Origin of the sequence: Chitinophaga silvatica (assembly GCF_003419895.1) — a bacterium.
Classification (GTDB): Bacteria; Bacteroidota; Bacteroidia; order Chitinophagales; family Chitinophagaceae; genus Chitinophaga; species Chitinophaga silvatica.
In genome coordinates this window covers 498,425-512,029 of record NZ_QPMM01000007.1, presented here as the reverse complement: position 1 = coordinate 512,029, position 13,605 = coordinate 498,425, and the positions used below count along the sequence as shown (strand labels likewise).

The following is a 13,605-nucleotide window of genomic DNA, read 5'->3' as shown; positions in this document are numbered from 1 at the left end:
AATGTCGCTATTTCAAATTACCAATTTTTGCAATGTAGTGCCAATACATCGAAATTTTTGAATGTACGAAGTTAGGTAAATAGTTAATTTATTACTCAAATATTAGTTGATCGGTCGGAAACCTCTCTTTTTTACCAAAAGTTGGCTTCCCTTTTGGTACACAATACGTAAAGTATATTGACTATGAAGATTGCAGTATTGTCACCCGTTGCCTGGCGTACCCCTCCCTTGCATTATGGCCCCTGGGAACAAATGGCTTCTAACCTCACCGAAGGCCTGGCCGCAAAAGGAATAGATGTTACCCTTTTTGCTACAGCAGATTCACAAACTGCCGGTAAACTTTCTGCAATCGTTCCCCAGGCCTATGAGGAAGATAAAAACACCGATGCTAAAGTCAGCGAGTGTATGCACATCAGTTACCTGATGGAACAAGCCGGCAAGTTCGATATCATTCATAATCATTTCGATTTTCTTCCCCTCACCTACGCCAGGTTGATCAAAACCCCCATTGTAACAACAATACATGGGTTTTCATCTCCACAAATACTCCCGGTATATCAGCGATATAATGATATTGTGAGATACGTTTCTATCAGTAATGCCGACAGGCACCCTACTCTAAAATACACAGCTACAGTTTACAACGGTATAAGATCCGGTGATTTCAGATATACTCAGGGTGCTGAAAGCTATCTCCTTTATTATGGCCGCATTCATGCCGATAAAGGTACTCATGAAGCCATACAGATAGCTTTACAGTCGAACCGGCAGCTCTATATTGCGGGCATCATTCAGGATGAGGCCTATTATAATGAAAAGGTAAGACCGTATATTGATAATGACCAGATTCGCTACTTAGGAGCGGTAGGCGGAGAAGAAAGAAACAGTTTGTTGGGAAGAGCTCACGCGCTGTTACATCCCATTCACTTTAAAGAACCATTTGGACTGAGCGTGGCAGAAGCTATGTATTGTGGTACTCCTGTCATCGCTTTCAACAAAGGGTCTATGCCCGAATTAATCAAGGATGGTAAAACGGGGTTTCTTACCAATAATGTGCATGAAGCTGCTGAAGCAATTGCGGATTTAAGACAGATAGACCGTTATCATTGTCATTTACATGCAAAGGAGCATTTTAGTGCAGAAAAGATGGTGGAAGGGTATCTGGACGTTTACAAAAACTTATAATCAAATTCCATCTTCTTTGATCTGGGCAAGTAATTTCTGAAGATTTACAGAAGCAAAACCTGAGGCATAGTCCGATAATCCGTATGGGATTATTAATTCATTGTTGTGAATCAGCACGCCGCAGCTGTATAGTACATTAGGTACATACCCTTCTCTTTCATCTTTATTAGGCATTAAAAGAGGTTCGCGCAGCCGGCCTATTTCGATAGAAGGATCATTCAGATCCAGCAAGCTGGCGCCAATACAATAAGTGCGCATAGGACCCACACCGTGAGTTATTATCAGCCAGCCTTCAGGAGTTTCTATAGGCGATCCGCAATTTCCTACCTGAACAAACTCCCAGGCGTATTTAGGCGTATGAAGAAGTTGAGGATTTTCCCAGATATTAATTTTATCGGAGTACATAATGTATCCGTTAATTCCATCGATTCTGGAAATCATAGCATATCTGCCATTGATTTTACGTGGGAAGAGTGCAAGATTTTTATTCTGAGCCCCTTCTCCGTATAGCGGCATGATTTTAAAGTTATAGAAGTCTTTCGTTTGCATCAGCTTAGGTTGAATCGTGAAGCCATCATATGCAGTATAGGTTGCATAATAGGTTACACTACCATCCTCATTCACAAACTTTACAAAGCGGGCATCTTCTATACCTTTTCTTTCGGCATCGGAGTAAGGAAAAATAACCCTGTCGGAAAGATCTGTATCCAGCGAGAAGTTTAGTTCATAGTAAGAATCTGCTAACCATAAAACCCTTTCCAGTCCTTTCTTTAAGAGATGATCCATTTGAAAACGCTGTTGCATTTCGCGGATCACTTTTTTCAGAGACAGATAATCGAATTGATCGGGTAAATTATTGGCAATTTCTTTTAAAACAGAGTCAGGTAAACTGATAGAAACAGCGCTCTGAAAGAAAATATCCTTATTATACATGGAGTTACGAATCACCTCAGCCTCATCTACATAATTACCGGCAGGTATCAATGTAACTTCATTTCTGATATCAATTATGCCTGATCTGAAAGCGATTGAAGAAACGTGCCCTTCACCTACAGCCCGGAAGCTCATTATCACGCGTTTTTGTCCGCCTTCCAGTCCGCTTTGGTCAACATCTTCCACGATGCAAGGATTAAAGAAAGCGGCAGATTCTATTGAATATTCATTGGTAAAATAAGAGCCTGTTAATAGTTTTCGCTTAAGAGAAAGCATATCAAAATCGATATGCAGGCCGGGGAATAAGTGCCTGAGCCGGCCTGCATGTCGTTCAAAAATCCGGGTAATATTTCTATGCCTTCTGCTGAATTCTCTCAGTATAGGCATTACGGTTAAGTCCACTTCGTCGTCGCTCATTGCGGCCACTTGTTGAATAATAGATTTAGCCCTGGCCTCTCCATTAAAGAAAAATCTAGCCACCACCCTTTTAAGGTCAGGATAAATTTTTGTGGTTTTCCGCTCAATTGACAATCGCATGTGAATCGTTTTGTTATATACTGAATCCGTCTTCCAATACACTGCCTTTTTTTACAACAACAATGCCGTCTTTTACTGTATATTTTTCAAAATCACCATCTGGCAAATGTTTGCCTCCGTTTATATTTACGTTATTTCCAATAGCGCAGTTTTTATCGATGATTGCGTTATTAATGATACAGTTTTCGCCAATTCCCATGGTAGGCCTGCCTTCCCGGCGAGCATTTTCAATTTCGTCCAGTGTTTGGTAGTAATCGCTACCCATGATATAAGCGTTACTGATTACCGATCCCTTGCCTATTCTGGTACGAATACCCACCACTACCCTTTCGAGCTTGTCTGCCATTATAATACAACCATCGGCAATCATTGTTTTCTGTAATGAACCTGAAATTTTTGCCGGCGGGAGCATTCGGGCCCGGGAGTAAATTGTTTTAGATTCATCGAAGAGATTAAAAGGAGGAATATCATCTGTTAGTTTGATATTGGCTTCGAAGAATGATGGGATATTTCCGATATCAGTCCAATACCCTTCATACTGGTAGCTGAAAATCCTTCTCTTTGATTCAATCGCATAAGGAATGATTTGCTTTCCAAAATCTGCTGCTTCAGAATGTTCGTTTAGCAAGGCATGCAGTACATCTTTATTAAAAATGTAAATACCCATGCTTGCAAGATAAATGCGGCCTTCCTGCTTCATTTCATCACTTACTTCAGAAGCCCATGGTGGTAATGCTGCCTGAGAAGGCTTTTCGGTGAAGGAAGTAATCGCTCTGCTTTCATCTTCTTTTAAAATTCCGAAATCAGAAGCTTCGCTGGCTTTAACCGGAATAGTAGCGATAGAAATCTCTGCATTGGATTCGATATGATGTTGCAGCATTTCTTTAAAATCCATCTGATACAATTGATCACCTGAAAGGATCAATACATATTTAAAATCGAAATTATCGAGGTGATGCATACTTTGTCTGACGGCATCTGCAGTTCCCTGGTACCAGGTAGGGTTATCGGGAGTTTGCTCTGCAGCAAGAATATCAACAAAGCCTTTGTCGAAATTGCTGAAGTGATAGGTATTTTTGATATGCTTGTTGAGAGAAGCGGAGTTGAATTGAGTGAGTACAAAGATTCTGTTCAATTCAGCATTGAGGCAATTGGAAATAGGGATGTCTACCAATCTGTATTTACCCGCCAAAGGTACCGCAGGTTTGGAACGGCGGCGAGTTAGCGGATACAGTCGGGTACCAGCTCCTCCTCCAAGAATAATGGACATTACATCGTTAGTCATAAAGGGAATTTTATTCTGCGTTATTTCAATTTACTATACATATCCAGATAAGATTGAGCCGAGGTACCCCATGCGTGGTTTTCATTCATACCCCGTAACCTTATCGTATTGAAATGTTCTTTATTGGAATAGAGTTCAACGGCTCTTCGAACTGCATTGCAGGCATCCCAACCAGCTGCTTGTACAAAGCGGATACCTACTCCGCCAGGATCTCCGAAATCGATCACGGTATCTTTGAGTCCACCTGTGCTTCGTACTATCGGAATAGTGCCATATCGGAGTGCATACATCTGATTTAATCCGCAAGGTTCTACCCGGGATGGCATTAGCAGGAAATCGCTCCCTGCATAAATCTGATGGGAGAGTGACTCATCGTATCCGATATGGAGGTTAAATCCGTGGCTAACCGAATTTCTGAGTTGCTGTAGCGACCACTCTATGTGGGGATCGCCGCTCCCCAAAACGAGGAAATTTACTTCCCCGGGTAGCTCATGAATTGACTTCCCTATAATTTCAGGCAGGAGATCGGCTCCCTTATCACCCACTAACCGACCGATAAACGACACCAGAGGTAAGGAACTATCCAAGCCGAAACGCTCGCATAAGGCCTGTTTATTTGCCTGTTTGCCGGGCTGCATCGTATCCTGATTGTAATCGTTGGTGATCATATTGTCGGATGCCGGGTTCCAGACCAGCGAATCGATACCATTGAGAATACCAACCATTTTTGCCTGTTCGTGACGGATCAGGCCTTCCAGTCCATTTGCATTTTCGTATAGTTCTTCCAGATAGCCGGGTGAAACGGTGGTAACCCTCCAAGCGCATTTAATAGCGGAGGCTAATGGATTGATAGCTCCGCCCCAGTCGAGGAGGCCCGACTTCCAGAGGTCAAACCCTGGCAGCAGGTAAAGCTTATCCCATCCAAACTGCCCCTGGTATTGAGCGTTGTGGATGGTTAAAACTGAAGGTATTTCTTTCAGCCGATCGTATTTGTAACCATAGTTTAGCAGAAAAGGAATAAGACCGGTATGATGATCGTGGCAATGAATCACCTCTGGGAGGTGGTTCCATTCATTGATCCAGTCTAAAACGGCAATCTGGAAGCCTAAAAAGCGCTCAGTATCATTGGAATAGCCATATACTCCGGGGGTATCCAGTAATCCGGGGATGTCTACCAGGTATAAATCGAATCCCAGTTCGTTACTACGCTCTTTCATCACATTGAAATGATACCAGCTGTGCCCCATCCACATACCCCCCTGGTGAACAACATCAAATTCATGTGTTTCGTAGTACCGTGTCCGATAGGCCGGTATAATTACTTTTGCAAAATTCCCTAACTCTTGCTGGTACTTGGGCAATGCGCCCACAACATCTCCCAGCCCTCCAACTTTGGCCACCGGATAACACTCCGCGCTGATGTGTAATATCTCCATGCTAAATAATTGATAATCTTATTTAAGTTAACTTGGAAAAATATAAAAACAAAGGAAAATTTTTCTCGCAAAGATCTAAAGATTAATATTAAGGTGCAGAGGGAGTTTTTTTAAGTTTTTAAGGCTTGAAGCGGCTGTCTTAAAGATTGATAAAGACGATTTCAATTACTTCCAGTGGGTTTCTGCTAAAGTATGGCTCTGTCAGCACTCTTAAAAACACCCGCTTCAAGCCTTAAAAACTTAAAAAAACTCCCTCTGCACCTTAATATTAATCTTTGTGCCTCCGCGAGAAATAACCGAACTTTAGTAAAGATTGTCATCACCCCAAAAGTGAGTGCTATGAATTTTGGTCGCGTACCTGCCGATACCCTGATGGATATCGATTTTAAGCTACCTGCAGAACCGGTTTTCAATAAGAAGGTGCTTAAGGGTAAACCCGTAAAGAAACCATTAGTTTATACCGGTTGCGCTAAATGGGGCATTAAAGAATGGGTAGGGAAGTTATACCCTGCTGGAACAAAAGAAGCTAATTTTCTGAATGAATATGTTAAGTATTTCAATGGCATTGAGCTAAATGCTACCTATTATCAGACTTATGGACCGGAAACTATCTCCAAATGGGCGGCTAAAGCAGCTGGTAAAAATTTCAGATTCTGCCCTAAAGTACCTCAATCTATCAGTCATTTCAGCAGTCTCATAAATGCAGATGCTAAAACCACCGCTTTTTTAAATGGAGTATTAGCCTTTGAAGAACACCTTGGCCCAATATTTTTGCAACTGAGCGATAGATTTACACCAGCCAGGCGGGAGAACCTTTATGCTTACCTAAAATCGTTACCCACTGATCTTCAGTTTTTTGTGGAACTCCGTCATCCACAGTGGTTTCTGGATGAAACCGTAAGACTGGAGCTGTTTAATACCCTGCAAAAGCTGAATATCGGAGCCGTAATAACCGATACAGCCGGCAGAAGGGATGTAGTACATATGCATTTACCCATTCCCAAGGCATTTATAAGATTTGTTGGAAACAGCCTGCACCCAACAGATTACGAACGGATCGATGATTGGGTAAATAGGATCACCTACTGGGTTCAGAATGGCCTGAAGGAATGCTACTTTTTTATGCATATGCATAATGAAGCTACCTCCCCGGAATTAACAGAATATCTTGATAATTTGCTTGTAAAAGCGGGATTGCTTCCTAAACAAAAAAACAGGTAAATCCATTGTGGAATGCTTTGTGAGCAACCATCAGGAAAAAACCCCAAGAAAAAAACGGATTCATATATTAATTTCGCCCCTCTAAACCAGGTAAATATCATGATGCGCGATAAGCTGGAGCAATTAGCCAGGAAACTAGAAGGCACCCTTTATACAGATGACACGATGCGGACGCTTTATGCCACAGATGCATCGGCATACCGTGAAATGCCATTGGCAGTAGCTATTCCGAAGAATACAGACGATCTTAAAACACTGATCAGCTTTGCGCGTGAAAATAAAACAAGCCTGATTCCCAGAACAGCAGGTACCTCGCTGGCCGGACAGGTAGTTGGAAATGGCATCGTAACCGATGTATCCCGAACTTTTACTAAAATATTAGAACTAAATAAAGAAGAAGGCTGGGTTAGAGTAGAGCCAGGAGTAATCCGCGATGAACTCAACCTGTTCCTTAAGCCACACGGACTCTATTTTGGCCCGGAAACCTCTACGGCCAACAGGGCTATGATTGGTGGAATGGTGGGAAATAACTCCTGCGGCTCCAATTCAGTGGTTTACGGAAGTACCAGAGAACACCTGCTGGAAGTTAAAGCCCTGCTCAGCGATGGCCAGGAAGTGACTTTCGGAAGTATAGATGCCGAAACCTTCCACCAGAAATGCGAAGGACCGGATACCCTGGAAACCCGGATTTACAAACAAATCAGAACTACGCTCAGCAACCATACCAATCAGGACGAGATCAGGAAAGAGTTCCCTAAGAAAAGTATCCCTCGCCGTAATACCGGTTATGCTGTAGATATGTTGCTGGAAACAGCTCCTTTTACTGCCGGAACAGAAGATTTCAACTTCTGTAAACTTATCGCTGGTTCTGAAGGAACTCTTGCTTTTCTTACCGAAATCAAAATACACGTAAATCCTCTTCCTCCAACAGAAACAGGATTATTATGCATACATTTTAATAATGTTGATGAATCTCTCAGAGCCAATGTACTGGTAATGGATTTTAAGCCAAGTGCCAGTGAACTGATAGATCACTACATCCTTGAATGTACCAAAGACAATATAGAACAAAGAAAGAACCGTTTCTTCGTACAGGGCGATCCCGGTGCTATTCTGGTAGTTGAATTCTGCAGAAACACCAGAGAAGAAATAGTTGAAATGGCTAAGAAAGTAGAAGATACCCTAAAAGCCGCCGGACTGGGCTATCACTTCCCACTGCTTTTTGGAGACGATTCCAAGAAAATCTGGGCGTTGAGAAAAGCCGGACTGGGCTTACTGAGTAACCTACCTGGTGATGAAAAAGCAGTTCCGGTAATTGAGGATACAGCGGTTGCGGTTGAAGATCTGCCTGATTTTATCAGGGATTTCAATGATATTCTAAAACAATACAACCTTTACGCAGTACACTATGCACATGCTGGTAGTGGTGAAATACACCTGCGTCCTATCATCAACCTAAAAACAAAAGAAGGTAATCTCCTTTTCAGAAAAATCGCTGAAGAAATAGCCACACTGGTTAAAAAATACAACGGTTCTTTAAGTGGAGAGCATGGGGATGGACGCCTGAGAGGAGAATTTATCCGTCAAATGGTGGGGAACAAAAACTATGAACTGCTTCGCCAGATCAAGTATACCTGGGATCCTGAAAATATCTTTAATCCAAACAAGATCGTAGACACGCCTTCTATGAATAGTATGCTGCGCTACGAACCTGGACAAAAAGTACCGAATTTCCAGACTATCTTCCATTTCCCTGAACAGACCATTCTTCAACATGCAGAGCAGTGTAACGGATCGGGCGACTGCCGTAAAACTCAATTGAGTGGCGGTACCATGTGTCCAAGCTACATGGCAACAAGAAATGAAAAAGATACTACCCGTGCCAGAGCTAATATTCTACGTGAGTTTCTGACCCATAGCACCAAAGAAAACCGATTCGATCATAAAGAGATCTACGAAGTATTGGATTTATGCCTTGCCTGTAAAGGATGTAAATCTGAATGTCCGTCCAACGTGGATATGGCCAAACTGAAAATGGAATTCCTGCAACATTATTATGATGCGAACGGAGTACCGTTAAGAGCCAATATGATCGGTAATTACAGCAAATTATCGAAGTTGGCGGCTATTGCTCCGGGCATATATAATGTACTTATAAAAAATTCTCTGACAGGTGGAGTAATCCGCAAATTCTCAGGATTTGCATTAAAACGCTCCTTACCTGAATTATATAGTATAACCCTGCGCAAATGGTTTGAGACAAAGTGGCCAAAAGAAAGGCAGGGAGCAATTGGAAGTAAAAAAGTATACTTATTCTGTGATGAGTTTACCAATTTTAACGATACTGAAATAGGTATAAAAGCTGTAAAGCTGCTGCATCGTCTGGGATACGATGTACAAATGGTTGAGCATCCCGAAAGTGCTCGTGCCTATATGTCAAAAGGTTTGCTTAGAAAAGCCAAAACACTTGCAGATAAAAATGTAACTATATTCAGTGAAATAATAAATGGAGATGCTCCACTTCTTGGTATAGAGCCTTCTGCAATTCTAAGCTTCAGGGATGAATATCCGGACCTCGTTTCTGAACCTTTACGTGTAAAAGCAAAAGCATTAGCACAGAAAGTATTCCTGATAGATGAATTTCTGGCCGCAGAAGCAGATAAAGGACATATTACATCCGCTCAGTTTACTAACAGTAAACAACATATCAAATTACACGGACATTGCCAGCAAAAGGCATTATCATCTGCCTTAAACAGTAAGAAAATGTTGTCGATCCCACAGAATTATTCTGTGGAAGTAATACCATCAGGTTGTTGCGGTATGGCCGGCTCATTTGGTTATGAAAAAGAGCATTACGATTTAAGTATGCAAATTGGAGAAATGGTATTGTTTCCGGCAGTAAGAAATGCAGCTGAGGGAACTATTATTGCGGCACCAGGAACCAGTTGCAGACATCAGGTAAAGGATGGAACGGGAGTGAAAGCACTGCATCCGGTTGAGATCTTATATAACAGCCTTGCATAAACGTATTTAGGAAGGGTTTGGATTACTAAACCCTTCCTAAATATAATGAGGTATCATAATGAAAGGTGACCATCCCCATATGTTGAAATTTATTAAAGATATCTTCAAGGGATTTCAGCATAGGTTCATAAACCGGATCGTCTGCCTGCGGAACATAAGAGGAAGATAATAATCGTCCTTTCAATGCAGGGAAATCAAAAACCTGGGTATTCAGAAACTTTTTCTCCACCAGCGTTCCGGGCAAAAAGAAATCTACCAGCTCCGGTAACCCAACATTTCTGTGATCCATATCTTTATAATTCACTGCATATTCGTGCAGCAGCTCTTCATACGCTTTTTCGAATGGGAGTTTCGACTTCCGGACGTTCCACATCAATACAACCCAGGAATCGGTATTCCCAATCCTTTTAAATTCTTTGGCGGCCGCTTCCTGATCAAACCAATGAAAAGCAGTACCCACTACCACTAAATCTACAGACGAGTCTGGCAATGTTGTATTTTCTGCAGTAGCATCTATTGCTGAGAAATTAGGAAACTGTCCGAGTAATTTCACAGACATTTCTCTCATTGCCTTATTGGGCTCAACAGCAAAAACCTTATTCCCGTTATCAAGGAATGGTTCTGCTGAAATACCTGTTCCGGCGCCTATATCAGCAACCACACTGTCTCGCCTGAGTCCTATTTCGTCCTGTAAAAAAGGGATAATGGCGGCAGGATAATGAGGCCTGTATTTAACATAGTTCTCTACCCTGGAAGTAAATCGCTCTGTATTTTTCATGATAATAAATGTAACGCTATTCCCCTAATCCTTTAGGTTTTTTCTCTTCGTTACCATGCTCCTCCAACTCTGCCAGTTTCTTTTTACCATAGGAATATTTAGTGATCAGTACATATAAAACCGGTACTGTAAAGATTCCCAGTAAAGTAGCTGCCAACATACCTCCGACTACTGTATAGCCAATATTCACACGGGAGGCGGCGCCGGCACCTTTTGCCAGACATAATGGAACCACCCCCAGAATGAAGGCAAAGGAAGTCATCAAAATCGGGCGTAAACGCAATTTCACTGCTTCGATCGTGGCAGCAACCAAAGGCATACCTCTGTCTACCCTCTCTTTCGCAAACTCAACGATCAGAATCGCATTTTTAGCCGCCAAACCAATTAGGGTGATCAGACCAATCTGAGAATATACGCTGTTTGCCTGCTTGGTAAGGAACAGCGCGAAAATAGATCCAAATAATGCCAAAGGTACCGCCAGTAACACAGAGAAAGGAACCGACCAACTCTCATACAATGCCGTTAGCAGGAGGAATACGAAGAGAATAGACATTGCAAAGATCAGCACACTCTTATTTCCGGCTTCAATTTCCTGCAAGGAAATATTTGCCCACTCGTAGCTGAAATTATCCGGTAAAACCTGTGCCGCTACTTCTTTCAATGCATTAATGGCATCACCACTACTGTAACCGGTTTTTGCATCCCCATCAATTTCCACGCTTCTGTAAAGGTTAAAGTGATTAATTACCGGAGCGCCCACTCCTTTTTTAGTTACCACCAGAGCGCTGAGCGGAATCATTTGCCCCTGGTTATTTCTGACATAAAAGGTATTCAGATTATCGATGGAAGTACGGTAAAGCGAATCGGCCTGCAACACCACCCTGAAGCTTCTGCTGAATCTGGTGAAGTCATTAACATATAAGCCTCCGAGGAAGGTTTGTAACGCTCCGAACACATCACTAACGGGAACGCCTAATTGTTTACACTTGTCTCTGTCGATATCCAGATTAAATTGTGGTGTATTGGCACTGAAAAAGGCATAAGCCCTTGCTATTTCAGGGCGTTGGTTTGCAGCCATCAGAAACTGTCCCATTACTTTCACGAATTCATTGATATCGGGGTTACTTCGTTGTTCCATGATGAAAGAGAAACCACCGGTATTACCTAATCCGCGCAGTGTAGGAGCCGGGATACAAATTACAGTGGCACCCAGAATTTGTCCGGCAGCCATTTGAATTCGGCCTACCACTTTGTTCATATCATCTCCCACCTTATATCGCTCATCCCATGGTTTCAAACTAACGAAGAAAGTACCGGCATTGGGTTTGGTAGCATTAGCCACGAAGTTGATACCGGCGATTCCGAAAAAGTGGGAAACAGCTGAATCTTTCAGGAGAATATTATTGATTTCATCTACTACTTGCTTGGTTCGCTCTGTAGAGGCGGCTTCTGGCAGCTCCAGCGCTATAAACAAGGCTCCCATATCTTCCTGCGGAACGAAGGTAGTAGGTGTTTTCTTAAACAGGAAAAATGCAGAAACCAATATTACTGCCATCACAATTAATACTATTGGTGTTTTTTTGATGGCATGTGTTACCAGATTTCCATAGTGATTAGTGAATTTCTCGAACTGCTCATTGAACTTAACAAAGAACTTATTCAGGCCTCTCGCCTTCTTTTTATCCTTCATTAAATCGGCAGGTCTTAACAAGATGGATGTCAACGCAGGCGTTAGCGTCAATGCCAGGAATGCCGACAATAATACTGAAAACGCGATGGTCAGCGCAAACTGCTGATACAATCTTCCTGATACCCCCGGAATAAAGGCAACCGGCACAAACACCGCGGCCAGGATCAGGGCAATGGCAATAACCGGCGCCTGTACTTCCGACATCGCTTTGTATGTGGCCTCGAGCGGCGACATCAAATCGGCATCGATATGGTGCTGCACTGCCTCCACCACCACAATGGCATCATCCACCACAATGCCTATCGCAAGTACGAATCCGAATAAGGTGAGTGTATTAATGGAGAAGCCCAGCAGCTCGAAGAATATGAATGTACCTATCAGGGATATTGGAATTACCAATACCGGAATCAGAGTGGCTCTCCAATTCTGAAGGAAAATGAACACCACAATAATTACAAGACCCAGGGCCTCCAGGAAAGTATGAATTACTTCGTTAATTGAAATCTTTACGAAAGAAGTGGTTTCGAAAGGTACCAGCCAGTTTACATCTTCTGGAAAGCTTTTCGCCATATCCTTCATTTTATTCAGCACCAGGTCGTTTACATTCAGCGCGTTGGCACCTGGCGACAGATAAATTGCCAGACCACTACCAATCTTACCATCGGCTTTTGCTTCAATTGAATAGGTGAAAGAACCTAAATTGACCCGGGCTACATCTCTTAATCTTACTAAACCTCCATCAGGGCCTTTAGCAACAACGATGTTACCAAACTCCTCAGAAGTAGCCAGGCGTCCTTTAACACTTACTGTATACTCAAATGCCTGCTTCTTGTTCATTGGCGGAGCACCAATACTACCGGCGGGCACCTGTTGGTTTTGTTCAGTAATCGCGGCAGCTATATCACCAGCTGTCAGCCCCAGGGAGGCCATCTTATCAGGATTTAGCCAGATACGCATACTATAATCCTGGGAGAAGGCGGTTACATCTCCTACCCCATTGATACGAGCCAGTTCGGGTTTCAGATAGATATTTACATAGTTATCCAAAAATTCTCTGGTGTGCGTTCCTTTGGGGGAGTTGAGGGCAATAACCATCAACATATCATTGGATCTTTTCTTAACGGTTACCCCTACTCTCCGTACCTCATCCGGAGTACTTGGCAAGGCCAGACTCACACGGTTTTGAACATCCAGTGTAGAGATATCGGGATTGGTTCCCAGATTAAATGTGACAGTTATGCTCATAGAGCCGTCATTCGCACTTACCGATTGAATATACATGGCTCCGGGAGTACCATTCACCTGGTTTTCTATAGGAGTAGTTACCGTTTCTTCAACAGTTGTGGAGTTGGCTCCTGTATAGTTCGCATTTACAGAAGTTACAGGAGGTGCAATATCCGGCAACTGAGCAATTGGCAGGTTAAACATACATATGAGCCCTACGATCACAATGATGATAGCAATTACAATCGTAGTATTCTTACGCTCTATAAAGGTTTTTGAGATCATACCC

General features: G+C 42.6%; 8 protein-coding genes. 3 read left to right on the top strand and 5 right to left on the bottom strand.

Annotated features, from left to right (window positions below):
- Positions 1-183 precede the first annotated feature (183 nt).
- Positions 184-1,185 carry a glycosyltransferase family 4 protein gene (locus DVR12_RS15485; RefSeq protein ID WP_116976692.1) on the top strand — a complete coding sequence of 334 codons (1,002 nt, stop codon included), beginning with the start codon at positions 184-186 and terminating at the stop codon, positions 1,183-1,185.
- Here DVR12_RS15485 and DVR12_RS15480 read toward each other — a convergent pair whose 3' ends face one another.
- From DVR12_RS15480 to DVR12_RS15470, 3 genes are read right to left on the bottom strand one after another with little or no spacing between them, the layout of a single operon-like run.
- Positions 1,186-2,655: a glycoside hydrolase family 130 protein gene (locus tag DVR12_RS15480; protein ID WP_116976691.1), complete on the bottom strand. Its 1,470-nt coding sequence runs from the start codon at positions 2,653-2,655 to the stop codon at positions 1,186-1,188.
- A 13-nt stretch (positions 2,656-2,668) separates the two neighbouring features.
- Entirely contained in the window at positions 2,669-3,940 is a 1,272-nt protein-coding gene (locus tag DVR12_RS15475) for a glucose-1-phosphate adenylyltransferase (RefSeq protein WP_116976690.1), read from the bottom strand.
- 20 nt (positions 3,941-3,960) lie between these two features.
- Complete coding sequence (locus tag DVR12_RS15470) at positions 3,961-5,376, bottom strand: glycogen synthase (RefSeq protein ID WP_116976689.1); 1,416 nt, start codon at positions 5,374-5,376, stop codon at positions 3,961-3,963.
- 339 nt (positions 5,377-5,715) lie between these two features.
- On the opposite strand from DVR12_RS15470, the gene DVR12_RS15465 reads away from it, so the two are divergent.
- The gene (locus DVR12_RS15465; protein WP_116976688.1) at positions 5,716-6,597 is read left to right on the top strand and encodes a DUF72 domain-containing protein; all 882 of its coding nucleotides are present in this window, start codon (positions 5,716-5,718) and stop codon (positions 6,595-6,597) included.
- A gap of 99 nt (positions 6,598-6,696) precedes the next feature.
- Positions 6,697-9,624, top strand: coding sequence for an FAD-binding and (Fe-S)-binding domain-containing protein (locus DVR12_RS15460; RefSeq protein WP_233522402.1), 2,928 nt, complete (start codon positions 6,697-6,699; stop codon positions 9,622-9,624).
- 25 nt (positions 9,625-9,649) lie between these two features.
- Here the strand turns inward: DVR12_RS15460 and DVR12_RS15455 are convergent, their stop codons facing one another.
- The gene (locus DVR12_RS15455) at positions 9,650-10,402 is read right to left on the bottom strand and encodes a class I SAM-dependent methyltransferase (protein ID WP_116976687.1); all 753 of its coding nucleotides are present in this window, start codon (positions 10,400-10,402) and stop codon (positions 9,650-9,652) included.
- A gap of 16 nt (positions 10,403-10,418) precedes the next feature.
- Positions 10,419-13,601 (bottom strand): efflux RND transporter permease subunit, encoded by a 3,183-nt coding sequence (locus DVR12_RS15450; RefSeq protein ID WP_116976686.1) that lies wholly within the window; start codon positions 13,599-13,601, stop codon positions 10,419-10,421.
- Positions 13,602-13,605 lie beyond the last annotated feature (4 nt).